21 protein-coding genes are annotated in these 24,212 nt (G+C 62.2%); 8 read left to right on the forward strand and 13 right to left on the reverse strand.

Annotated elements, in window-relative coordinates; genetic code table 11:
- Positions 1–81 precede the first annotated feature (81 nt).
- Entirely contained in the window at positions 82–513 is a 432-nt protein-coding gene (locus FHR70_RS12950; RefSeq protein ID WP_183450769.1) for a CBS domain-containing protein, read from the forward strand.
- A gap of 1 nt (position 514) precedes the next feature.
- Here FHR70_RS12950 and FHR70_RS12955 read toward each other — a convergent pair whose 3' ends face one another.
- The 4 genes from FHR70_RS12955 to folE all read right to left on the reverse strand — a co-directional run bounded on the left by FHR70_RS12955 (position 515) and on the right by folE (position 3,901).
- Positions 515–1,525 (reverse strand): patatin-like phospholipase family protein, encoded by a 1,011-nt coding sequence (locus FHR70_RS12955; protein ID WP_183450771.1) that lies wholly within the window; start codon positions 1,523–1,525, stop codon positions 515–517.
- Positions 1,526–1,611: 86 nt separating this feature from the next.
- Positions 1,612–2,766 carry an MFS transporter gene (locus tag FHR70_RS12960; RefSeq protein ID WP_183450773.1) on the reverse strand — a complete coding sequence of 385 codons (1,155 nt, stop codon included), beginning with the start codon at positions 2,764–2,766 and terminating at the stop codon, positions 1,612–1,614.
- A gap of 78 nt (positions 2,767–2,844) precedes the next feature.
- Entirely contained in the window at positions 2,845–3,255 is a 411-nt protein-coding gene (hisI, locus tag FHR70_RS12965; RefSeq protein WP_183450775.1) for a phosphoribosyl-AMP cyclohydrolase, read from the reverse strand.
- 10 nt (positions 3,256–3,265) lie between these two features.
- Complete coding sequence (folE, locus tag FHR70_RS12970; protein WP_183450777.1) at positions 3,266–3,901, reverse strand: GTP cyclohydrolase I FolE; 636 nt, start codon at positions 3,899–3,901, stop codon at positions 3,266–3,268.
- A 198-nt stretch (positions 3,902–4,099) separates the two neighbouring features.
- On the opposite strand from folE, the gene FHR70_RS12975 reads away from it, so the two are divergent.
- The 3 genes from FHR70_RS12975 (at position 4,100) to thrS (ending at position 7,013) form a co-directional block, all read left to right on the forward strand.
- On the forward strand, positions 4,100–4,546 hold the full coding sequence (locus FHR70_RS12975; RefSeq protein WP_183450779.1) for an iron-sulfur cluster assembly scaffold protein: 447 nt from the start codon (positions 4,100–4,102) through the stop codon (positions 4,544–4,546).
- Between the two features lies 1 nt (position 4,547).
- Positions 4,548–4,889 (forward strand): membrane protein insertion efficiency factor YidD, encoded by a 342-nt coding sequence (yidD, locus tag FHR70_RS12980; protein WP_183450781.1) that lies wholly within the window; start codon positions 4,548–4,550, stop codon positions 4,887–4,889.
- Positions 4,890–4,967: 78 nt separating this feature from the next.
- On the forward strand, positions 4,968–7,013 hold the full coding sequence (gene thrS / locus FHR70_RS12985) for a threonine--tRNA ligase (protein ID WP_183450783.1): 2,046 nt from the start codon (positions 4,968–4,970) through the stop codon (positions 7,011–7,013).
- 111 nt (positions 7,014–7,124) lie between these two features.
- Here the strand turns inward: thrS and FHR70_RS24035 are convergent, their stop codons facing one another.
- The 3 genes from FHR70_RS24035 to FHR70_RS13005 form a co-directional block, all read right to left on the reverse strand.
- Positions 7,125–8,498, reverse strand: coding sequence for a CBS domain-containing protein (locus FHR70_RS24035; RefSeq protein WP_246408142.1), 1,374 nt, complete (start codon positions 8,496–8,498; stop codon positions 7,125–7,127).
- Between the two features lie 107 nt (positions 8,499–8,605).
- Complete coding sequence (locus tag FHR70_RS13000; RefSeq protein ID WP_343058801.1) at positions 8,606–9,475, reverse strand: hypothetical protein; 870 nt, start codon at positions 9,473–9,475, stop codon at positions 8,606–8,608.
- A gap of 30 nt (positions 9,476–9,505) precedes the next feature.
- Positions 9,506–11,950, reverse strand: coding sequence for a YfhO family protein (locus tag FHR70_RS13005; protein WP_183450787.1), 2,445 nt, complete (start codon positions 11,948–11,950; stop codon positions 9,506–9,508).
- A 291-nt stretch (positions 11,951–12,241) separates the two neighbouring features.
- Here FHR70_RS13005 and FHR70_RS13010 point away from each other — a divergent pair, with 291 nt between their 5' ends.
- Entirely contained in the window at positions 12,242–12,805 is a 564-nt protein-coding gene (locus FHR70_RS13010) for a nitroreductase family protein (RefSeq protein WP_183450797.1), read from the forward strand.
- A gap of 4 nt (positions 12,806–12,809) precedes the next feature.
- A complete protein-coding gene (locus FHR70_RS13015) occupies positions 12,810–13,418 on the forward strand; it encodes a flavin reductase family protein (RefSeq protein WP_183450799.1) in 609 nt (202 codons plus the stop codon).
- A gap of 117 nt (positions 13,419–13,535) precedes the next feature.
- Here FHR70_RS13015 and FHR70_RS24335 read toward each other — a convergent pair whose 3' ends face one another.
- Entirely contained in the window at positions 13,536–16,352 is a 2,817-nt protein-coding gene (locus tag FHR70_RS24335; protein WP_183450801.1) for an Ig-like domain-containing protein, read from the reverse strand.
- Positions 16,353–16,743: 391 nt separating this feature from the next.
- On the opposite strand from FHR70_RS24335, the gene FHR70_RS13025 reads away from it, so the two are divergent.
- The gene (locus FHR70_RS13025) at positions 16,744–17,841 is read left to right on the forward strand and encodes a helix-turn-helix transcriptional regulator (protein WP_183450803.1); all 1,098 of its coding nucleotides are present in this window, start codon (positions 16,744–16,746) and stop codon (positions 17,839–17,841) included.
- Between the two features lie 14 nt (positions 17,842–17,855).
- Here the strand turns inward: FHR70_RS13025 and FHR70_RS13030 are convergent, their stop codons facing one another.
- The 4 genes from FHR70_RS13030 to FHR70_RS13045 all read right to left on the reverse strand — a co-directional run bounded on the left by FHR70_RS13030 (position 17,856) and on the right by FHR70_RS13045 (position 22,835).
- Positions 17,856–20,342: an Ig-like domain-containing protein gene (locus tag FHR70_RS13030; protein ID WP_183450805.1), complete on the reverse strand. Its 2,487-nt coding sequence runs from the start codon at positions 20,340–20,342 to the stop codon at positions 17,856–17,858.
- A 312-nt stretch (positions 20,343–20,654) separates the two neighbouring features.
- Positions 20,655–21,527, reverse strand: a complete 873-nt coding sequence (locus FHR70_RS13035; RefSeq protein ID WP_183450807.1) for an HpcH/HpaI aldolase/citrate lyase family protein — start codon at positions 21,525–21,527, stop codon at positions 20,655–20,657.
- Positions 21,527–22,006, reverse strand: a complete 480-nt coding sequence (locus tag FHR70_RS13040) for a MaoC family dehydratase (RefSeq protein WP_183450809.1) — start codon at positions 22,004–22,006, stop codon at positions 21,527–21,529. The genes FHR70_RS13035 and FHR70_RS13040 overlap by 1 nt, the downstream gene beginning before the upstream one ends.
- Positions 22,007–22,061: 55 nt before the next feature.
- Positions 22,062–22,835: an NAD kinase gene (locus FHR70_RS13045; RefSeq protein WP_183450811.1), complete on the reverse strand. Its 774-nt coding sequence runs from the start codon at positions 22,833–22,835 to the stop codon at positions 22,062–22,064.
- Positions 22,836–22,884: 49 nt separating this feature from the next.
- On the opposite strand from FHR70_RS13045, the gene cutA reads away from it, so the two are divergent.
- Positions 22,885–23,214, forward strand: a complete 330-nt coding sequence (gene cutA, locus FHR70_RS13050; RefSeq protein ID WP_183450813.1) for a divalent-cation tolerance protein CutA — start codon at positions 22,885–22,887, stop codon at positions 23,212–23,214.
- Here cutA and FHR70_RS13055 read toward each other — a convergent pair.
- Complete coding sequence (locus FHR70_RS13055; RefSeq protein WP_183450816.1) at positions 23,211–24,197, reverse strand: MBL fold metallo-hydrolase; 987 nt, start codon at positions 24,195–24,197, stop codon at positions 23,211–23,213. The genes cutA and FHR70_RS13055 overlap by 4 nt on opposite strands.
- Positions 24,198–24,212: the final 15 nt, after the last annotated feature.

Genomic DNA, 24,212 nt, shown 5'->3' on the forward strand with positions numbered 1-24,212 from the left:
CAAAATCCACTTTTGGGTCCGATGCTTTAGCGGATGCGAGGGCTGACGGTCCTTCGCCGTTCGCGTAACGGGAGGGAATCAATGATCGTCAATCGCATTCTTTCGCTCAAGGGCCGCGAGGTCGCGACCATCGAACCGAGCCGCACTTTGAGTGAGGCGGCGAGAGTTCTTGCCGAGCGCAGGATAGGCGCCCTTCTCATCGTGGATGGCCAGAAGCCAGTCGCAGGCATTATTTCCGAACGGGACATCGTGCGGGCGGTCGCCAGTCATGGCGCCAAGGCTCTGGACGAGCCCGTGTCGCGTTTCATGACGGAAAAGGTCCTGACCTGCACGGGGGAAACTCCGATCCCCCACGTGATGGAATTGATGACCCAGCAGAAATTCCGGCACGTTCCCGTGGTCGAGGGCGGACGCCTCGTGGGCATCGTCTCCATCGGAGACGTGGTGAAGGAGCGCCTCGAAGAGGTTGAGGCCGAGGCTGAGGCGATCAAGGAATATATCGCCACTGCTTAAGCTAACGCGGCTGCGACTCCTGCAGCAACTCGAGAATATCCGGCAGGGCGCGCTCCGTGGCCTGCCGACCCAGGGTGATGCATTCCTGAGCCCGGTGGAACTCAAACAGACCCATCTTGGCGAGTTTCGGTGCAACCATGATGTCCGGCGGGTCGCCGGCGAGGCGCGAGCGGGCGATGCGGTCCTGGGTGATGTTGAAGGCGTCCACCATCACGGTGGCCATGCCCGGTGCGTTGGGCTTGCGCAGCTTCTCTCCCTTGGTGCCGGGAAAGATGCCCCAGCGCCGTGGCGCTTCCTCGATCACCTCCTCGATCTCTTGCTCGTCGCTCGTCCCGGCATCGTAGGATTGGATGACCGTGCCGCGCACGCGCACCTCGCCGTTGAGGTTCACGCAGATGACAATGTCGGCTCCCAGGGCGCGGGCGGCCGTAATCGGGATGGGGTTGACCAGGGCTCCGTCCATGAGCCAGCGCCCACCGATCAGCACCGGGTCGAAGACGCCGGGCAGGGCATAGGACGCGCGCATGGCTTGAACGAGAGGGCCGCGCGTCAGCCAGATTTCGTGGCCGCTCACCAGTTCGGTCGCGATGGTGCAGAACTTGACCGGCAGCGTTTCGACCCGACGGTCCGTGAGGTCCCGGTCGAGAAGACTTTGCAGGCGCCCACCGGCGATGAGGCCCGCGCCGCTGAAATGGAAGTCGAGGAGGCCCATGACGCGCCGCTTGGTCAGGGAGAGGGCGAAGGCCTCCAGTTCGTCGAGCTTGCCGGCCGCATAGCAGCCGCCCACGACGGCGCCGATCGAGCACCCGGCGATCACGTCCGGCACGATGCCGGCTTCCTCGAGAACCCGCAGGACGCCGATATGGGACCAGCCCCTTGCTGCGCCTCCGCCGAGCGCCAGGCCGATCCGGGTCTTTCCGCGAACATCGCGTTCGGCAGGCGCCTTGATCTCCGTCACTCCGCCACCGCCCCCCGAACCGGCGCTGCGCCGGGCAATCCCGTCCCACAACATTGATCGACTCCAAGGCACTTCGTTCAGGATGCCAGCTTCGTGTGAAGCCCGCGTGAACATGCCCTCAAGTTTGAAGTAGGACTGGTTCAGGAAAACTGAACAGTGGAGCGCTGAAGAGCCCGCTGCGACATAATGATGATGACGAACGTGAAGGCGATCAGCAGGACGAGCATCGCACGCAAGCCGAACATTTCCCCGCCGAAGCCGATCAGGGGCGGCCCCATCAGCAATCCGCCATAGCCCAGCGTTGCCACCATCGCGACACCCATGCTGGGCGGAATGCCCTTCATCTGGCCGGCCGTGCTGAACAGAACCGGCACCGTATTGGCCAATCCAATGCCCACCAGGGCGAACCCGATGGAAGCGGACAGGGGTGAGGGCAGGATCATCGCCAAAGCAAGGCCCAGGGCCGAAAGCAGGCCGCCGACCTGGAGGGTACGCACCCGGCCGAGATGCCGTACGACATAATCGCCCATGAACCGGCAGATGGTCATGGTGAGCGAGAAGGCGGCAAAGCCCGAGACGGCAGCCTCCAGGCTCGCACCGGCCACGGTCTGAAGATAGATCGCCGACCAGTCGACGACGGCGCCCTCGACGATGAAGCAGAACATGGCAAGCACCGCGAGGAGAATGACTGGGCCGCGCGGCCAGGCGAAGCCGTGGCCTTCCGAGGCCCTCTCTGTCTCGCTCATGGTCCAGAAGCCGGTCCCGAGGAAGAGCAGCCCCATCCCGGAGCAGGAGATCAGGAGCGTCGGGACGATTCCGATGTCGGCCGCGATGAGGAGGCCGGACAGAGCGGCGCCGGCCAGCCCGCCGAGGCTGAAGAAGGCATGGAAGGACGACATGATCGCCGAGCCCCAGGCCCGCTCGACCACGGTGGCATTGGTATTCATGGCGATGTCCATGGTGCCGTTGCAGGCCCCGGCCACGAGGGAGGCGGCGACGAAGAGCGGAAGGCTCGGCGCGAGGCCCGGCAGGAGCAGAGCGGCCGCAAAGGAGAAGGCGGCGATGAGGGACATGGTCCGGCTGCCGACCACGGCGACGGCCCAGCCGATGACCGGCATCAGCGCGACGGCCCCGAGGGAGAAGGCCAGGAGCCCAAGGCTTAGCTCTCCGTCGGAGAGGCCAAGCGACACCTTGAATCTTGGGAGCTGCGCCGCCCAAGTGCCGATTCCGAAGCCGTTGCCGAAGAAGATGGTGCTCGCTGCCACCCGCGCGAGGAGAAGGTCACGTCGTGTCATGGGGCCTTCCTAGCGCGGTTCTACGGAATGCGCACCCGCTGCCCGGCAGACGGCAGCCCTGCATTTCGGCTGGGCTGCTCAGTCGATCACGAGGCGGGGCTCGCCGTTGGAGAGTTCAACCTTGCGATAGAAGCAGGAGCGGCGCCCCGTGTGGCAGCAGCCACCGTCGCCCGCGACCTTCACCTTGAGGAGAAGGGCGTCCTGATCGCAATCGACCCGCATTTCCAGGACCGTCTGGATCTGCCCGCTGGTCGCACCCTTGTGCCAGAGCTCACCGCGGGAGCGGGACCAGTACCAGGCCTCGCCGGTGGCAAGGGTCTTGGCCAGAGCTTCCGCGTTCATGTGCGCCACCATGAGGATTTCGCCCGTTGCGGCATCCGTGGTGATGCAGGTGACCAGCCCGTCCGCCCCGAAGCGGGGAGACAGGACGCTGCCCTCCTCAAGCTCGGCCTTGGAACCGGGAGATGGAAACAGATTGGCTACGGTCATGCGAAGGGCCTCAGCCCCGGCCGTTGCGCACCAGGGTGAGGAAGCGCACCTGCTCGGCGGGGTCTTCCTTGAAGACACCTGTGAACTGGGTCGTCAAGGTCAGAGCGCCGGCCTTCTGGATGCCGCGCATGGACATGCACATGTGCTCGGCCTCGATCATCACCGCCACGCCGCGCGGCTCGAGTGCCTTGACCATGGCCGAGGCGATCTGGGCCGTCATGGTCTCTTGCGTCTGCAGGCGGCGCGCATAGGCGTCCACGAGGCGGGCGAGCTTGGAGAGGCCGACCACGCCTTTTGTGGGGTAATAGGCCACATGCGCCACCCCGAAGAACGGCACCATATGGTGCTCGCAATGGGAGTAGAAGGGAATGTCGCGCACGAGCACGATGTCGTCGTAGCCCTCGACCTCGCTGAAGACCTTGTCGAGGATTTCGGAGGGATTCTCTGCGTAACCCGAATAGAATTCCCGGAAAGCCTTAGCCACGCGCTTGGGCGTATCCTGAAGCCCTTCGCGCGTCGGATCGTCTCCGGCCCAGCGAAGCAAGGTGCGAACGGCCGCCTCGGCCTCTTCCCGGGTCGGAGCCGCAATAGGCTTATCGGCGGCTGGATTCAGGCGCACGGACAAGGACTTAACGACATCACTCACGCAGGGCCCCTTTCACTACTCTTCAACTCAGGAAGCAGCGCAGCTTCCAAAAACATTCAGCCTTATCTCCGCACGCCACCGGTCAAAGGCCTGTTCCAGAGATCAGCTACCACAATATGGGTTCGATACCCATTTTGTGTATTAGATACCCATGCAGAGTTAAAGGGTATATTCCCAAACGTAATGTCACAGGCTCACATGCTGAACGAGATTTACAGCCGCCGTATTCTCGAACTCGCGGCCGATATCCCGCATCTCGGTCGCCTGTCCGATGCAGACGCATCTGCGACCGCCCGGTCCAAGCTTTGCGGGTCGACCGTGACGGTCGACGTCAAGCTCGACAAGGGCGTGGTGACGGCCTTTGCTCATGACGTGAAGGCCTGTGCCCTCGGCCAAGCGTCATCCTCGATCATGGGACGGCATGTGATCGGCTCGACCGTCGAGGAGCTCCGCGATCTTCGCCGGAAGGCAACACACCTGCTCAAGGAGGGCGGCGAGGCGCCCGGGGGCAAGTGGCAGGACCTGAAGGTTTTGGAGCCCCTGAGGGACTACAAAGCCCGCCATGCTTCCATCCTGCTCACTTTCGATGCCGTCGTGGATGCCCTCGACCAGATCGAAGCGCGGCGGGCCCAGAGCGCAGGATAAGATGCCAAGCCCGGTCCAGAAGGTGGCCCATTGGGCCATTCGCGGCTACCAGCTGAGCCTGTCCGGTCTCATCGGCCGCCAGTGCCGCCATCTGCCGTCCTGCTCCGAATACACCGATGAGGCGATCCAGCGGCACGGGTTCTGGTCCGGAGGCTGGATGGGCTTCGCGCGGATCTGCCGCTGCGGACCCTTTGGCACCTCGGGTATCGATTTGGTGCCCGAAACGTTGCCCGGGACTGCCTCCTGGTATAAGCCGTGGGCCTATGGTCGCTGGCGGGGCGTGAACGCGCCGGACAACGCTTCTGCGATCACCTGCGAGACAGTCGAACCTGACGGCGGCTGATTTCGCCCTTCGTTCCACAAACCGTCGGCCCCCGCTTACCTGCTCCGTTGGCAGGAGTGAGCCAGGAGACAATTTGACATGATTACCCTGACATTTCCCGATGGCGCCCAGCGTCAGTACGAATCCGGCATCACCGGCCGCGAGATCGTGGAAGGCATTGCCAAGTCGCTCGCGAAGCGCACCGTCGCCATGGCCCTCGACGGCACGGTCGTCGATCTCGCCGATCCGATCACCCAGGATGCCAAGATCGAATTTTTGAACCGCGAAGACCCGCGCGCGCTGGAGCTGATCCGGCACGATGCCGCGCACGTGCTCGCAGAAGCCGTGCAGGAGTTGTTTCCCGGGACGCAGGTCACCATCGGCCCGGTGATCGAGAACGGCTTCTATTACGACTTCGCGCGCAACGAGCCCTTCACCCCGGAGGATTTCCCGGCCATCGAGGCGAAGATGCGCGAGATCATCGCGCGCGATAAGCCTTTCACCAAGGAGGTCTGGAGCCGCGAGAAGGCCAAGCAGGTCTTTAAGGAGAAGGGTGAGGCCTACAAGATCGAGCTCATCGACGCGATTCCGGAAGGCCAGGATCTCAAGATCTACTCCCAGGGCGAGTGGTTCGATCTCTGCCGCGGCCCGCATATGTCTTCAACGGGCAAGATCGGCAACGCCTTCAAGCTCATGAAGGTGGCGGGCGCCTATTGGCGTGGCGACTCGAACAACGCGATGCTCACCCGCATCTACGCGACCGCGTGGGCCTCACAGGAAGAGCTCGACAACTACATCCGCCAGCTCGAGGAGGCCGAGAAGCGCGACCATCGCCGCCTGGGCCGCGAGATGGACCTGTTCCACTTCCAGGAGGAGGGGCCGGGCGTCGTCTTCTGGCACCCGAAGGGCTGGACCGTGTTCCAGGAGCTGATCTCCTACATGCGCCGCCGCCTGAAGGGCACCTATCAGGAGGTCAACGCACCGCAGATTCTGGACAAGGCCCTGTGGGAGACCTCCGGCCACTGGGGCTGGTACTCGGACAACATGTTTGCCGTGAAGTCGGCCTCGGCCTTCCTGCGGCCGAACGACCCGGAGGCGGATCAACGGCTGTTTGCGCTCAAGCCCATGAACTGCCCTGGCCACGTGCAGATCTTCAAGCACGGCCTGAAGTCCTATCGCGATCTGCCGCTGCGCCTCGCCGAGTTCGGCAATGTGCACCGCTACGAGCCGTCGGGCGCACTGCATGGTCTCATGCGCGTGCGTGGCTTCACACAGGACGACGCGCATATCTTCTGCACGGAAGATCAGCTCGCCGCCGAGTGCCTGAAGATCAACGACCTGATCCTCTCGACCTATGCCGATTTCGGCTTCGACGAGATCGTGGTGAAGCTCTCGACACGCCCTGAGAAGCGCGTCGGAACGGACGAGATGTGGGATCATGCGGAAGACGTGATGACCCGCGTCCTGAAGCAGATCGAGGATCAGTCGGGCGGTCGCATCAAGACCGCGATCAACCCGGGCGAGGGTGCGTTCTACGGGCCGAAGTTCGAGTACGTGCTGCGCGACGCCATCGGCCGCGACTGGCAGTGCGGCACCACGCAGGTGGACTTCAACCTGCCGGAGAGGTTCGGCGCGTTCTATGTCGATGCGGACGGCCAGAAGAAGACGCCCGTCATGGTCCATCGCGCGATCTGCGGCTCCATGGAGCGATTCACCGGCATCCTGATCGAGCACTTCGCCGGTCACTTCCCACTCTGGCTCGCGCCGGTGCAGGCGGTGGTTGCCACCATCACATCCGAGGGCGATGAATACGCCATGGATGTGGTGCGGGCCGCCGAGGCCGCCGGTCTTCGCGTCGAGGCCGATCTGCGCAACGAGAAGATCAACTACAAGGTCCGTGAGCACTCGCTCGTGAAGGTGCCGGTGCTTCTCGTGGTGGGCCGTAAGGAGGCCGCCGAACGGACGGTTTCCATACGCCGCCTGGGCAGCCCCGAGCAGAAGACCATGACCCTGGACGAGGCGCTGAAGGCGCTCGCAGCCGAGGCGGTCACGCCAGACCTCAAGCGAGTGGCGAAAGCAGTGTCCGAGCCGGAAGGCCATGCTACGCTCGACGGCCATCACGTGATCGAGCGGACGGTTGCTTAAATCTAGTCTGAACTCATGAAGGCGGCGCTTCCGAAGGGAAGCGCCGCCTTTTTCATTTCTATAAACTCAACCTCAGCCTGAGGAGGCCGCAGAGGTTACGGTGGACGGACTTCAACTCGTCTGCCGCTGCCGTCCCGTGGTGCGCCCGCCTGATGCGGTGCCGGCTGTCGTGCCGCTGCCGGGATTGCCGGTCGCCGCGCCCGCATCGCCTGCCTCGGTGCCGGTGCCGTGCATGCCCTGGCGCTGGCCGACCCGCAGGTTGTTCTGCACGTGGCTCACGCCGGACACGGATTCCGCGACATCCTCGGCCCGGCGCCTCTCGTTGCGGTCGCGCACCGTGCCGGTGAGGGTGACCTCGCGGTTCTGGACCTGCACCTCGATCTCAGAGGCGTCGAGCATGGGATCGTCGGTGAGGCGCTCGTTGATATCCTCGCGGATACGCTCATCTGAGCGCTGATATCCCTTCGGGCCTCGACCTTGGTGCTCGCCTCGGCGGACCTCACCGCGGCTCGCTGTGGCATCGTTGCCGAAGCGGGTATTGCCGGGCCCCATGCCGTAATTGCTGTGATCGCGTCGCTCGTTCACGAGGCTCCAGGTCCGCTCGCGATCCTGCATGCGGCGATCTTCCTCGCTGCTGTCGTCGCCCGGGCGGGCGCGCTCGCCCGTGATGGTGGAGGCGCCATAGCGTTTGGGATGGTAGCCACGCCCGGCGGAGCCGCGGCCAGCATATTCGTCGCCGTAGCTCTGATAACCATCGCCTCCAAAGCCGCCGCGCATGCGGGAGTCGCGAGCGCCTTCCTGTCCTGGATAGCCGAAGCTGCCGAAGGCCGCACGCACGTCGTCCTCCTCGCGGAAGCGGAACCGGTCACGTCCCGGTCTGCGGGTGCTGTCACTGTGTCCGCGATTGCCGTTATCGTGATAATCGTTGGGACGGTGCCGGAAATCGTCATCCCGGCTGGCGTCGTTCATGCGCCGCTCCAACTCACGGCGCTCGTCGGCCGTCAGGCGAGCCTGTCCGCCGCCGCGGGTCTGGTCGGCGCGGGCGCTCGTGGGGGTGCCGGAGCGGTCGGGCTCGGACGGCGTGGAAATGCGGTGCAGGGCGCGGGTGGCCTCGCCCTCGACATCGGTCGCCAAGTCGCCGAGCGCCACGATGCCGACCAAGTGCTTATCGTGGTCGACGACCGGCAGGCGGCGGATCTGGTGATCGCTCATCAGCTGGACGATGTGGTTCACGTCATCGTCGTCGAAGCACCACCACACATTATCGGACATGATGTCCCGCACGCGGGTTGTGTCTGGCGGGAGGCCGGCCGCCGTCGCCCGGACGGTGATGTCGCGGTCCGTCACCATGCCGCGCAGGCGCCGCCCATCGCAGACGGGCAGGACGCCGACATTCATTTCATCCATGAGCCGTGCCGCTTCCTGGATGGTCCGGTCCGGACTCACCACGCGCACGTTGCGGGTCATGATCTCTGCGACTTTCATGAGCTTCCTCTCCTGCAAGGTCACGCCTTGGGAGTGCGGGCTCATGCGCGGCGCGACCTGTCATTGGTGTTCGGTCAATGCCGCGAAGCCGGAAAGGTTCAGGAGCATCAGGGCTTGGCGAGAACCTCGATATCGCGGTCGAGCCCGCTCTCGATCTTGAACTCGCGGGTGTAGACCTTGCCCTCATGGCGGGCGATCAGGACATATTCGCCCTCGGCCAGCGTCACGGACGGGAACGCCCCGATGGCCTCGCGGATCACGTCGCCGCCGGGGGTCAGCACGCTGAAAGCCGTACCGGCGAAGGCTTCGCCACCCTCGGATGCGACCAGCTTCATGGTCACGGTGGCGGCGCGGTGGTTCAGGGTTGCCTCGGTGACGCGACCGGATTCCACCTTCAGGTCGCTGCGCATAATGGCGTTGGCATCGCCGTAGGTGGAGACGATGTGGTAAGTGCCCTCGGGCAGGCGGATCATGTCGTTCGCCTTGGCGTCGGCGATCACGAGGCGGCCTTCCGAATTCTGCGCTTCCGGCACATAGACCGAGAAGGTGAGACGGTTGGCCGGAATGGGGCTCCCACTGACCGCGCCTTTGAGCTGAAGGGCGCCGGCATTGATCGCGAGGCGTTCGTTCAGATTGCCGCGCTGCACGCTGATGCGCTTCGAGGCGCTGGCAAAGCCATAGGCTACGTTGATGATGTAGTTGCCGGGCGAGAGCGTGAAGCTTGGCGCAGGGCTCGTGGAGCGGGCGACGATCACTGGCTGCGAGGCGTCCCCGCGATCCTCGTAGATCCTCCACACAAGCCCCGAGCGGATCAGCTCGTTGCTTCCGGCAAAGGTCGCCCCGGCATTCACCGTCACCTGTCCGATGGAAATCGGAGGCTGGTTCTGTGACATGGACGGCACGGCCGGAGACTGGGCCGAAGCCGGGAATGCAGCCGCGAGAGCCAGGAGGCTGAGGAAGGGAGAGCGTAAGTTCACGAAAAGGAGCATTGTTCAAAAATTCGCCCGTTACCGGAGCGGAGAGGCAATGGCCGTTTGAATCGGTTCCTCCTCGCTCTTCACGATATCGGAGGCGGCTGCAACAAGATTTTCCAGGGACATGGGGCGGAAATGGAATTCGACCCGGTGCCGCCCGGGACCGATCTCGACCCCGCGGAACAGGAGATTGGTCCGCAGGATCGGGCGGCGCTCGCCATCCACCCAGGCCTCCCAGCCCGGATAGTGGATGTCGTGCAGCACCAGCACGCCGTTCGCGCTGCTTTCGACCTCGATCGTGACCGAGTTCCGCTGGTAGCTGACGATGCGGGCTTGGCCCTTGGCCTGCTCCGGCTTCGATCCGGCCGGGGAGTATCGGGCCTTGAGGAGGGGCAGGCTCTCATAGTCGATGAGGGCCTCCGTCTCGCGGTTGAACTCCGGCAGTTCCTCCTCGCCGAGCACAGCCTCGGAATCAACGGGGCTCACATGGTGCGCCACATAGGCGCGGGGCCCGGAGGCGTTCAGACGGTAGATCCACATCCGCCCGGTGCCATAGACGACCTCGGCATCGGTCAGACGCGGGAAGTGCCGCGGCAGCTTGTCGGCCGGACGGTCGAGAACGATGTAGTCGAGGCCGAGCAGGCTCGCGAGTTCGCACTCATAGCCGCGGAAGCTGGTCGGGAATTGGCGCAGGTTCGGATCCTCCGCGTTCTCTCCCGGTCCGATGGCCCGCTCATAATCGGCGAGGCGCAGCGGGTTGTAGCCGATGATGTCCTCGATCCCAAGCACCATGGAGGCATTCTGCCAAGCTCCCTTCAGGCCGAGGATCTCGACTCGGGGATACTCTCCACGGGCATTCCGCTCGGCGAGTTCGCGCTTGAGGATCTGGAGGCCTTGCAGCTGCTCGGGTGGCAGCTTGGTGAAGACGGTGTAGCGCTCGGCCGGCTCCGCATTGAGGGCCGAGGCCGCATGGCGTCCAATCAGCTCCGCGCCTGTCAATGTGACCAGCACGAGTGCCATGGCCCCACGCCAGCGGGGAGCGCCGCCCACCTTTGCAATAACCAGAACCGCAACAGCCGCTGCCGCGAGGCTCACGCCGACCTCGAGGAGAGCCGGGGAGACATGCCCGCCCTTGAACGCGAAGGACAGGGCGCTGGCAATGGCTGCGATCACAAGCCCTAGCGCGAGCACCGGAAGGAAGGCCCAGAAGCGGCCAAGGGAGGCCCGGTTCCAGCGCGGGAGCCCTTCCACCACATACCGGTGCACGAGATATCCGCCGGCGAACGCTAGGGCGATGTTGATGAGGAAGGTGGCATCCGCCGGCCTGCGGTAGAGGTTCACGCCCGGCATGTGGTCGAAGATGACCTCGAAGCCTGGGGTGTAGCGTCCGAGAGCGTAGAGCAGGGCGGCGATGCCGGTCACGAGGAAGAACCGGAACTCGCGGGCGAACAGGCGCCCGCCGGCGATGCCGTGCCAGATCAGCAGGAGGGCCGGGATCGTGCCGATGAACAGATAGTTCGTGGCCCGGTCGGTCCAGGTCCCTTCCGCGAGACTGTGCCAATCAGGGCCCCAATAATCATAGGTCCAGCGCAGGGAGCCAAAGACATTGCCGAAGAGCACCGTGGCCAGGCTTTCCGGCGGCAGAGACCCCATGGCGGCCACGCCGAATCCAAAGGACGGGCGCGTCGAGGTGGCGAGGAACTGCATCGTCAGGATGACAGGCACAGACATCAGGGCGGCGCCAATCGCACCCATGGAGATCAGAATCCCCAGGCGGGACTTGAGATAGGTGAGGGAGTGGGGGGCGCTCCAGACGCGGTGAACGGCGACTGCAATCAGAGTCAGGGCACACAGGAAAGCCACCTGGTCCCGTCCGATGACCATGAGGACCGCGCTCAGGGCGAACAGAACGCCATAGCGGTAGGAGCGGCGGTCGAGCGCCTCCTCCAGGAGCCAGAAGGCCAGGGGGAAGAAGCCGTAGCTGAAGATCATGCCCGTATGCTGGAGACGCGCGGTGGCGGAGCCGCCAAGCATGAAGACGAGTGCGGCCACCACGGCGCCGGCCGAGTGCCATCCGCGCCGGCGGAAGATCGGCACGAAGGCGAGGGCGCCGGGGAGGAAATGGGCGAAAACCACCACATCGAAGAGCTGCATGGAGGGTTCGGGCACGAGCCATCCGAACAACAGCATGGTGGGCGTGAAGAGCAGGGACTGGGGGTCCGCCGCCGAGGGGTGGCCGCCGAAATGGTAGGGGTTCCAGAGGGGAAGCTCCCCGTGAGCCAAGGCGGTGCCCAGATAGCGCAGGGTCGGGTAGAACTGGTTTTTGGAGTCCCAGGGAACGACTGTCCCAGTCAGGGGCCAGATTGAGACCGCCATCGCCCAGGCAGCCAGGATGAGCCCGAAGGCGATAAGCGTCTCACGCCTTGACCAGATGGCGGGGGGAGCGGGATGATGAGGTCCGAAAAAGGATGTCTGCATTGCTTTCAAGCGGCGTCCTGCCGGCTCGCCTCGTCCTCCAGCGCTCCCTGAGCCTGCTCTTGCAGGCTGCCGGGTCCGCCAGGGTTGAAACCTGCTTGGCGTCTGACCGCACTCCCCCTATACATCCGCTGCTGTTTCTTCTGTGGCAGCGGCCCGCCCATGGGACGCCCGCGCTCCCTCAAGCGCAGCAAGACGGCGAGACGATGGCAGGCGTTCAGCCTGCGTCAGCTCGCAGCCTTCAAGAACATCCACCTTCATTGTTCCACATTATCCAAGCTGGATGAAGAGCCCATGAATGATAGCCTTTCCCGCCTTCTGCAGCGCCGCTCCGTCCCAACCCGCTGGCTGGGCGAACCGGGGCCGAGCGAGTTGGAAATCGAGACCCTCCTGAAGGTGGCTTCCCGGGTGCCTGACCATGGCAAGCTGGTTCCCTGGCGCTTCATCCTCATCCAGGGCGAGGCCCGTCAGCGCCTCGGCGAGGTGTTGGCGACCGCCTTCCAGGCGGACAACCCCGAGGCCGGGGAGGACAAGATCGTCACCGAGCGGGAGCGCTTCGCACAAGCGCCGCTGGTGGTCGCGGTGGTATCCCGCGTCGTGCCGCACGTGAAGATCCCGGACTGGGAGCAGGTTCTCTCGGCAGGCGCCGTCTGCATGAACCTGCTCACCGGCGCAACCTTGCTCGGCTACGGCGCCTCCTGGCTGACCGGCTGGGCCGCCTTCGACCGGCGGGTGCTCGATGCGCTGAAGTTGACGCCGGAAGAGCGGATCGCCGGATTCATCCATATCGGCACGGCCAAGGAGACGCCGGGCGACCGGGACCGGCCCAGCTTCGATGACATTGTGACGCGGTTCTAATCCAATGTTCTACGAAACCGCCACCAACGCCCATGGCCTGCCGCACGATCCGTTCAAGGCCATCGTCACGCCCCGGCCTATCGGCTGGATCAGCGCCATGAGCGCCAAAGGGGAGGTGAACCTCTCGCCCTATTCGTTCTTCAACGCCGTGTCCGAGCGGCCGCCCATGGTGGCCTTCTCCTCGGCAGGCAAGAAGGATGCGCTCACATTCATCGAGGAGACGGGCGAGTTCGTCTGCAGCCTGGCCACCTACGACCTGCGGGAGAAGATGAACCTCACCTCGGCGGTTTTGCCGCGGGGCGAAAGCGAGATGGAGCATGCGGGCCTCAAGGCCGCGCCATCCCGATTGGTGAAGCCGCCCCGGGTCGCCGAGGCTCCGGCCGCGCTCGAATGCAGGTGGCTCCAGACAGTGCCGCTCAATCCCCTGGGCGGCGGCGACCCGTCCTATTACCTCGTCATCGGCCAGGTGGTGGGGATCCACATCGATGACCGCTACATCGTGGACGGTCTCGTCGACACGGCCGCCATGCGCCCCATCGCCCGCTCCGGCTACCGCGACTACTTCGTGGCGACCCCCGAGACCAAGTTCTCGATCACGCGGCCTGGAGGTTGAGAGGCCAGATCATAGGCTTCAGACCTCGCGCAATTTGAACCAGCGCCAAAAAAAGCGGCCCGCGATGATTTCTCATCGCGGGCCGCTTCATTTTTCAGGCTTTGATCGTCATCAGCATTAGATGACGAAGAAGTCCTTGTAGGTCATGGCGAGCTTCTTAGAGAGCTGAGCGATCTCGATCGCCTTGCCCTTACCGGAACCATCGGCATCGTAGGACAGAACGCCTGTCTTATTATTGTAGATGACGTAGTCGTTCTTATCCTTGGCCTTGTCGCCAATCGTGAAGAAGGACTTGCTTAGCTGCTTCGGCTTGGCCTCTGTGCCCGATCCCAACTTCTTGAAGATGGCATTGTCGAGATAGATGCTGTCGTCCTTGACCGAGAAGTCCTTGATGGTGTCGAAGTTGACCTTGCGATCCGTGGTCGACGTACCAAGCTTCGAGTCGAAGACGAAGATGTCTCGGCCTTTGCCGCCTGTCAGCGTGTCATTGCCGAGGCCGCCGGCAAGTTTGTCGTTGCCGAGGCCGCCGTTGAACACGTCTTTGCCAGCGCCGCCCTTGAGCACGTCAGCTGTGGCCGTGCCAGTGACGTTCTCGCTCGTGTCGTCCGTCACGCCAACAGTGAAGCTTTCTTCGTAGGTGGTGCCTGCCGTGTCCTTCACCTGAACCTTGACGGTGTGGGATGTGGCCTTTTCGAAGTCGAGAGCATAGTCATTCGCGACACGGAGCGAACCATTCTCATCGATAACAAAGCGGCCACCTGCACTGTCGAGCAAAGTGAAGGTCAGAGCGTCACCGTCATAATCCGAGCCCGTGAGCTTGCCGACTTCCGTCCCAGCTTTCGAATTCTCGACGATCTGGTTGCCCGACAGGTCGATGTTCCACGGCGTGTCGTTGACGGGGTTGATGTTGACGGTAACCTTCTGCTCGACAGTCCCGCCATGGCCGTCGGAGACGACGATGGTGAACGTATCGGCGCCGTTCACGTTGGCAGCCGGCTTATAGGTGAACGTGCCGTTTGCCTGGTCGAAGGTCACAGTGCCCTTTTGCGGCTTGGCGTTGTCCTTGACCGAGTAGGTCAGGTCATCACCGTCCAGATCTTCGGCTCCAATATCCACTGCCGTCGCCGAGGTGTCCTCGTTGATGGTGATGGTCTTGCTGCCAGGGGCGGTAGGATCGACATTGATCGCTTCGACACCATCAGCCATGAGGTTGGTAATGGTGACGACGCTGTTGAACCTGCCGTCCCCACGGGCTTCGAACAGGCTCTCAGCCAGTTCTGCCACGAAATCCTCGTTTGCAAGGCGGTCGGCGACAGCCTTCAGGGCTTTCGTGTAGGTGTCGGCCCTGAGCTCCGCGACACGGGCTGCAAGAGGAGCATTGCCCGTGACGGCACCCCATTCGGCGATCAGAGCCTGACGCTGCTCGTTCAGAATCTCGACGTAATCAACAAGCGCTTCGGCGATGCCGGCCGCGTCGTCCGCATTGTCAATCGCCTGGATGAAAACATACTTGTTGTATTCGACGCTGACCTGGTGATCGAGAGCCTCAATGAGGTCCGCTTCCGAAGCGAACTCGCCAAAGTACTTTTTGATCTCGAGAACGCCGTTCGCGACGGCCTTTTGACGGCCTGAACCATCCGGAATGAACTCGAACTCGTCTTCCCTGGCGTCATCGAGCAAGGCGACATAGTTCGCCTTGATGGCTGTCACCATATCGTCGGTGGTCGCTGCGCTATTGAACGCATAGACCGGATCGACGGCATCGCCGGCTTTGTCCAGCTCGTTGAGGAGGGTCCAAACGCCAAAGTAGCTGGCATCGCCACGGTCCGTGACGAACTTGGCAGTCAACTCGGCGATGAAGGCAGCAGCGTCCGCATCGTCAAGACGCGCATCAAGCGCCTTCAAGATGATCGTGTAAGGATCAGCTTTCAGCTCGGCAACGCGAGCGGCAAGCGGTGCGTTGTCCTGGACAGCACCCCACTCTGCGATCAGCGTCTGGCGCTGGCCGGTGAGGGTGTCAACCTGTGCCAGCAGGATCTCTGCGAGGTCTGCGGCAGCGTTCTCGCCCCGGGCGGCGTTGATGTCGTCGATGAAGACCTGCTTGTTGTACTCAACGCTGACTTGATGATCGACAGCCTTGATGAGGTCCGTTTCCGAAGCGAATTCGCCGAAGAACTTCTTGATTTCAAGGATGCCGTCGGCAACAGCCGTCTGGCGGCCCGACGAGCTCGGAATATAGGCATACTCGGCCTGGCTGTTATCATCCAGCAGGTAAGCAGCATGCGTGGCAATGGCAGCGAGAATCTCGGATGCAGTTGTGGCACTATTGAACGCGTAGACCGGATCGATGGCGTCAGCGGCCTTGTCCAGAGCATCAACGAGGCCATAGACACCATAGATGTGACCATCGGCGCGAGTCGTTGTGAATTGGGTGCCCAGCTCAGCTAGGAACTCGGCTCCGTCAGCATCGTCCAGCCGTTCAGCCAGTACCTTCAGAACGATGGTATACTGGTCGGCCTTGAGCTCCGCGACACGGTTTGCGACAGCTTCATTGCCCGTGATGGCACCCCATTCCGCAATCAGAGCCTGACGCTGCTGGTTAACAATGGCGACATGTTCCGCCAGGGCGGCAGCAACGTCATCTGCAGTCCGAGCTGCATCAACGTCCTGAATCAAAACGTACTTGTTGTACTCGACGCTGACCTGATGATCGAGGGCTGCTGCGAGCGTCTCTTCCGTGAAAGCGCCAAAGAACTGCTTGATCTCGAGAACGCCATCGGCAACGGCCTTCTGGCGGCCGGAGCCGTCCGGGATGAACTCGAATTCATCTTTGCTCGCATCATCCAGTACAGCCACGTAATGCGCCTTGATGGCTGCCAGCATTTCGTCTGCAGTCGTCGCGTCGTTAAACGCCGAAATAATGGTTTCAGACATAAAAATTCCCCCAATTGCTCACCGGATCAGGTGAGCCAACTCGCCGTGCGTCAGCTATCCTATTGAACAGCTTCGATTTCTTGACTTCTGTGTCTGCCCTGCCGCTTCCAACCACGCGGGGAGAGGGCGATGTGTGGTTTCGTTACGTTAAAAAGCATACGGCGGGGGAGTCGCTCATTACCCAGATGGGGAGTTGATAACGTTCCAAAAACTACGTAAATGGAGAGTGCCTCGGAGAAGTTGCCTACCTGTTTGGGGGGGGGGCTTGTAAGGGCATCCAGCGTGATAAGGGCTCAAACCCCAGAGGATGCGGCAGCATCTTTTGGCGGCAGACATTTAAAAAAGACTTTTCGCGCTGATCTGTGGTTTGCTGAGTGTCGAGTTATCCACAATGCCGGTAACAGAAGCTTTCTATGAGGCTGCCATCGTTCCAGAGTTGTGGAAGGAGGCGCTGAACCGGGCTGGCGAGGCCTGGAACGCGGATGGCGTCGTCGTGTCCTCATATCCTGATTGCCTGAGCGGATATCTCAACTCCGATCGTATGGAGGAGTTTTGCACGCGCTTTGTCAGTGAAGGATGGTACAAGCGCGATATCCGGGCCGTGCGTGGTCTCGCCTTCGTGCGTAAGGGCAACGAAATCGCTACCGATCTCGATCTCTTCACACCGGACGAGTTGGGCCAGCTTCCGTTCTATCATGACTTTATAGGGGCGACAGGCTTCCAATGGTTCGCGGGCGCTCTGCTGACCGATATGGGCGCGTCTCAGATTACGCTCTCTATTCATCGCAAAGCCGGCAGGGACCCGTTCCTGTCGGGCGATCTGTCCCGTATCCAGCGGGACCTGCCGCACGTGAAAAGAGCCGCCCGCCTGGCCTCGAAAGCCCGTATGTCCTATGCTGAGGGATTGGTCGACAGCCTTGAGCGGATGACCTGCGGGGCGATCCTGATCGATTGGTTGGGCCGCGTCATCCGCATGAACAGGAAGGCCGAGAGTTACATCGGGAGCGATCTTCAGGTGATCTCATCGCGCCTTCGATCCCAGCAGCGGGAGAACAACAAGGTTTTGCAGGATCTCATAGAGGCTTGCACCCAGCCACTGATCGAGCGGCACCGGGATTCGGTGACATCCGCTCTGCTTCATCGATCGAGTGAGCTCCCTCTGGTTGTTCATGCACATCCGATCGTTCGTCGAGCATCGGACGTGTTCCAAGGCGCTGCTGGCCTCCTGCTGCTCAGCGATCCGGGGGAGGAGCGAGGACTTGATACCAAGACCATTCAGAAGATGTTCCAGCTGACGCCCTCAGAGCTTCGGATCTCCACTGGACTTGCAAAAGGTTTGGATACACAGCAGATCGCGAGCCAGCACGGGATTGGAGCCGATACCGTCCGGTATCATCTCAAATCGATCTTCGCCAAGACGAGCACGCGTCATCAGGCGCAATTGGTCAGTTTGCTATCCCGCCTCTCCGATCCGCCAGAGCTCAACTGAGGGCGTTTCAGGCGCTAAATGACGAAGAAATCCTTGTAGGTCATTTTCATGTTCTTGGACAGGGTGGCGATCTCCACCTGCTTGACCTTTCCCGAGCCATCGGCATCGTAGGAGAGTACGCCCTTCTTTCGGTCGTAGATGAGGTAGTCGTTCTTATCCTTGGCCTTGGTGCCGATGACGAAGAAGTCCTTTTTCAGCTGTGCCGGCTTAGCCTCCGAGCCGGCCTTGCCGAGCTTGGCGAACACCTTGTTATCGAGCCAAATCGCGTCGTCCTTCACAGAGAAATCGGCAACCTTATCGAGATTGTTCTTCCTGTTGGGCTTGGTGTCGAACACGAAGATGTCCTGACCTGACCCGCCGGTCAACTGATCGTTGCCAAGCCCGCCCCAAAGCCTGTCGCGGCCCGAGCCGCCCTTGAGCAGATCTCGTGAGGACGAACCGATAGCTCTCTCGCTTGTGTCGTCATTCACCTGAATGACAAAGGTCTTCTGGTACGCGGCGCCGGCCTCATCCTTCACCTGCACAGTGATCGCGTGTGCGGTCGCCTGCTCATGGTCGAGCCTGACGCCGTCCTTTACCACGAGCTGATCATCCCTGATGGCGAAGCGACCCTCGGCATCGTTCAACAGGGAGAAGGTAAGGACGTCATCGTCGATATCGGATCCCGTAAGCCCGCCGACCACCGCTCCGGCCGTGGCATTCTCCTCCACATCGGCGTTCGATAGAACGATGTCATGTGGTCTGTCGTTGACTGGAGTGACAGTGATCGTGAACGTCTTCGGCTGGCTCTTGGCACCTGCGGGATCGACCACTTCATACTGGAACGTCACTGTGCCGTTGAAATTGACCGCCGGCTGGTAGCTGAACGTTCCATCGTCATTAAGCTTCAATCCTTGGACGGGCTGAACCAGCGTGTAGGTTAGGTTATCTCCGTCTATGTCGGTGCCAGGAGGGATCCGTCCTGTAATCCGAATATCTTCGACGCCCGATGCGCTATTGCCCGATCCCGCAGCCTCGGGAGCATCATTCTGTCCCACAATGGTAACGGTTATGGTCGCAGCCGCAGTGCCGTCCAGAGACTCGACAATCAGCGTCTGGTGAGCCTGCTGGTCCTCCTTGAGGAATTGCGCAGCGCTGTTGAGCGTGAAGCTCCACTCGCCGGTGATGCTGTCAAAGGTAAATGTCCCGTATTGCTTCTGAAGCTCGCTTTCTGCGACAGCTTTGAACCGATTCTCACCCCAATCTCCGTCCTCAATGGTGAGAAGACCAGCGGTGCCCTGCAGGTCATCCTCGCTCGCCGTGCCAGAGTGGACGCCTGAAATGACGGCATCGTGGGGTGCATCGATAGCCCTGTCTGCGAGGTCGAGCGCCGCGATCAGGGCATCGATGTCTATGAATGCACCATTCTGTCGTGCTGACCGCATTCTAACGGCCAGCTCCGCCAGATAGGCTTCATCGCTGAGATGCGAACTCACCTCTCTCAGGACAGTGGTGTAGGGGGCACCCTCCAGCTCATTTGCACGGGCAACGGCATCCGGATTGCCACTTGCGATCCACCCAACGATCAGTTCCTGCCGGTGTTGATGGATGCGTGCAACGTGGATGGTCAATGCCTCCGCGATGGCGCTGGCATCCTGTGAGCTGTTAATCGCCGAGAGCGCTGCAAATTGCCCATGGCTGATGTCGATCTGCTTTTCCAAGGCCGACGTGATCTGCCCCGGCGAGGTAAAGTTTCCGAACAACGTCCTGATCTCAGTCACCCCAATCCCTAAAGCCTGCTCATAGCTGCCGTCATCGAAGAGCTGACTGAGCTTGGCGAGGCGGTCTGAATCGAGCAGGGCCGATGCATTGTTCTGAATCGCCGCGAGCATCGCCTCCCAATCTGGCGCTTCATTGAAAGCCATGACGATGCTCTCGAACCCGAGCACATCAGTGGCATCATCGAGAGCTTGAATAAGAATGTCGAGATCGTCGAATGGTCCGCGCTCCTGGTGAGCTAACATCATCTCCGCCGCCAGAGCATCGAGGTAGGCCCCATCGCCGAGGCGAACGGCTATTTTCCTTAGAACAAGTGTATAGGGCTCGGCTGCGAGTTCGGCCGCCCGTGCTCTGACGGTGGGATCATCGCTCGAGGACCATTCATGAATCACGATCTCACGGTCGTCGTGGAGGGATTGCACCCGCTCAAGCCCAGTCCGCATCTCCTCCTCGGAGGATGCTGTTTCGAAGGCCAGGACAAACTCCCACTTGGCATATTCCACATCGATCTGCCGCTCGACGATAGCCTTGATCTCCGGGAGGGAAGTGAAATCCCCGAACAGGGTCTTGATCTCGTTGACGCCAAGACCGAGCGCCTGCTCGCGGTCTGCTTCAGTCGCTAAGTACTCGAGTTTCTCAAGATGAACGGTATCGAGAAGCTCCTCGGCGTTGCTCTTGATGGCCGCCAAGATCTCATCCCACGTGGCCGCATCATTGAAGGTCTCAACAAGAGCATCGGACATTCGGAAACCCCTATGCCTGCTGCCCATGGCGTCTTCTAGAAATGCCAAGAGCATTTCGCTCGCTAGCCGTCATCCATGAAGCTGAGGAGCAAGGTCCCAGTCATTTCGATAGGAAATAGGGCTGGTTGTCGCCTGTCTATATGAAGAGGATTGATGCTGTTTCAGCTGGTTTGACAGCGGTTTTGCTCTCGAGTGCTGCAAGCGGAGCGACGTTAATTGCCGAAATATAGCCTTGAGTTGATAATCAACTTTCAGCTATTTGCAGTTTACAGACCGAATCTGTGTACTATCTGGAAAATCGCGTGAGCCCTGTTACTGCTTGCCCGCACGCCTTAGAAGTCGTTCTGCCCGTAGCAGGTGGGGTCGATCCAGCATCTCGCCATTAACGCCGACAACTCCGGCTCCGGGATTGGCCTTAAAGGCTTCGATCACTGCTTGGGCACGTTCGATCGCTTCCTGTGAGGGCGTGAAGGCTTCGTTGATGACCGGCACTTGTGCCGGATGGATTGCCATTTTGGCCACGAAGCCATCGCGCCGTGCCTCGCGGCATTCCGTTTCCAAGCCTGTCATGTCGCGGAAATTGGTGAAGACGGAGTCCACCGCATCGACGCCGGCTGCCGTGGCGCCCAGCAGCGTGAGGGAGCGGGCAAGGCGGTAAGGATCGGTGTACCCGCCATCGGAATCGCGGTTCGTTTCGGCGCCGAGATCGGCCGACAGATCCTCGCCGCCCCAGGTGAGACCCATGAGCCTGTGGCTCGCGCCCGCGAAGGTGCCGAGCGCAAAGACGCCGGCTGCGTTCTCCGTCGCGATGGCTAGGATGCGGGTGACCCCATCCTCCAGGCCGAACTCCGCCTCACGCACGGCGAGCTTGGCGCCGAGATGCGCTACGTCGGCGCCGCCAATCGTCTTCGGCAGTACGATCCCGTCCGGACCAGCTTGCATCACCCCGTCGAGATCTGCATCGATGAGGCCTGTGGTCAATCCGTTGACGCGCACGAAAAGGCGTGGGCGCCCAGCTTCCGTGCTTTGCTCAGCGAGAAACTCCGCCGTGACGCGCCGCGCCTCCTCCTTGGCGGAAAGAGCCACCGAGTCCTCAAGATCGATGAGGAGGACATCCGCTCCGGATGTCAGGCCTTTCTCGAGCTTCCGGGTGCTGTCGCCCGGCACGAAGAGCAGGGAGCGCATCAGGCACTCCTCTTGCGCATGAAGGCCTGCCGACGGCATTCGGCCACCAGAGTGCCGTCCTGCTTGTAGGCCCGATGAATGAACTCCACGATGCCCGCATCGGGACGCGACTTCGACTCGCGCTTGGCCACGATCTCCGTCGTCGCATTGATCGTGTCGCCTTCGAACAGCGGAGCCGGGAACTTCACATCCGTCATGCCGAGATTGGCGATGGTGGTGCCCACCGTCGTATCGTTGACGGAGATGCCGATGAGCAGGCCGAGGGTGAACAGGGAGTTCATGAGCGGCTTGCCCCATTCCGTTTCTGTGGCGCAGAAATGCGCATCGATATGGAGTGGCTGCGGGTTCAGCGTCATGTTGGAGAATAGCATGTTGTCCATCTGGGTCACCGTCCGGGTCAGGCGGTGATGGATGGTGGTGCCGACGGTGAAATCCTCGAAGTAGAGGCCTCCTCTGGGGTGCCTGCTGTCATCGCTCATGATCGTAACCTCTGATTCTCGTTGGGCACGTTGAAGGCCGTGCCTTCTGGTGCAGTCAATAGCCGAACTGCTCCCGCAGGATGCGCTCGTCGAGACTGTGGCCCGGATCGTGCAGCATTACGAGATCGACGCTGCGATCCATCGAAACATCCACCCGGGAGACGTTGCGGAATTCGGTGTGGTCGGCAACCGCGCTCACGGGCCGGTTCCCGGCCTCAAGAACCTCGATCTGGATCTTGGCGTAGTCCGGCAGCAGGGCGCCGCGCCAGCGCCGCGGACGGAAGGCGGAAATCGGCGTGAGAGCGAGCAACGGGGCGTTCAGCGGCAGAATCGGCCCGCCGACGGAGAGGTTGTAAGCCGTTGAGCCGGCAGGCGTTGCCACAAGGATGCCGTCGGCGATGAGCTCGGGGATGCGTACCCGGTTGTCGACGCTCACCCGCAGCTTGCCCGCCTGATAGGTCTGGCGCAGCATGGAGACCTCGTTGATGGCCCGCGCCGTATGGGCCACGCCGTGCACGTCCCAGGCCACCATCAGCAGCGGATGAACCACGCTCCGTTCGGCAGCCTCAAGGCGGTCGAACAGGTCTTCCTCCCGGAAGTCGTTCATCAGAAAGCCGACGGTGCCCTTGTTCATGCCGTAGATAGGCTTGGCCGTGCCCATGAACCGGTGGAGGCTCTGCAGCATCAGGCCGTCGCCGCCAAGGGCCACGATGACGTCGGCCTCCTCGGGAGCGGCGCTCGGGTAACGATCCTGCAGGACCTTCAGCGCGTCCTGCGCATCGGGCGCGGCACTGCCCACGAATGCGATGTTGTTGAAACGACGGGCCATGCCCAGGTACCCTCGCGGCGTCCAGGAGGAAGCGGAGGAAAGGCATAGCATGGATCGCCCACTTCTCGTCTATACGACCTTTCCCGATGTGGACATTGCGCTGTCGATCGGGGAGGAGCTGGTTCGCGATCGGCTGATCGCCTGCATCAACGTGCTGCCTGGGATGCGCTCCGTTTATGCCTGGAAGGGCGCCATCGAGCAGGGACAGGAAGCTGTCGCCATCCTGAAGACCCGCAAAGGCCTCCAGGATCAGGTGCATCGGGCGCTGAAGGAGCGCCATCCCTATGAAACGCCGGTCGTTCTCTTCATCGAGCCGACCGGCGGAGATGCCGCCACCCTGGAGTGGCTTGTGGCCGAAACAGGCGGAGGGCCGCTTTAGACGGCCGGGCTCCATTGGACGGGCACGAAGCGGAAGCCGTTGCCCTCCTTGGCGATATGGCCCGTGGCCGGGAACGGAGCGTGGTAGAAGGCAACCTGCGCCCGCTCGGAGGCGGCCATATCGAGCAGCCGGCGGCGGGTGGCGCGGGCTTGGTCCGCGTCCATGTCGAACACGGCCGACCAGTCGGGATTGCGCACGAACAGGGCCGGATGGTTCGTCGTGTCCGACATGATCATCAGCTTGCCGCTGCCGGAAGAGAGCATGTACACCGTGTGCCCGGGCGTGTGGCCGGGAGCAGCCACGGCCGTCAGGCCCGGCACGACCTCCTTGTCCATCTCATAGCGCTTCACGTTATTGGCAATGGGGCCGAAGACGCGGCGAACGCCCTGGAAGGCGCCTTTCATGGCCTCCGGCGCCTGGTTCATGCGGGCTTCGTCCATCCAGAAGGCCCACTCGGCGGCCGGAACCATCACTTCGGCGTTCGGGAAGACGGCGGTGCCGTCCTTCAGGCGCAGGCCGTTGATGTGGTCGCCGTGGAAGTGGCTGATCACCACCGTGTTCACCTGGGCCGGATCGAAGCCGGCGGCGCGGAAGTTCGCCATCCAGCGGCCGGAGGTCGGCGCTCCCATGTCGCCATTGCCGGTATCGATCAGGGTCAACCGTCCGCCGTTGTTGAGCACGAGCGTGTTGAAGGTGATCGGCAGCGCGTTGCCGGGCAGGAAAGCCTCCTGCATCGCCTGCTGCACCTGGGACAGCTCCGCATTGCGGACGAAGCCCTCGAGAGGGCGCTGCGCGAAGCCGTCATTGATTGCGGTGACTTCGATGTCTCCAACTTTGTAGCGGTAGAAGCCGGGCGCCTGGCCCGAGCCTGAGCCCTGGGCGGAAGCCGGCGCGGAAGGAGCGGTCTGAGCCAGGGCCGGCCCAACAACGGGAGCGGCGGCAAGAGCGGTGCTAGCAAGAACAGTGCGGCGTGTGATTGTCATGGGCGTCTCCGGGCA

Origin of the sequence: Microvirga lupini (genome assembly GCF_014191055.1) — a bacterium.
Lineage (GTDB): Bacteria > Pseudomonadota > Alphaproteobacteria > Rhizobiales > Beijerinckiaceae > Microvirga > Microvirga lupini_A.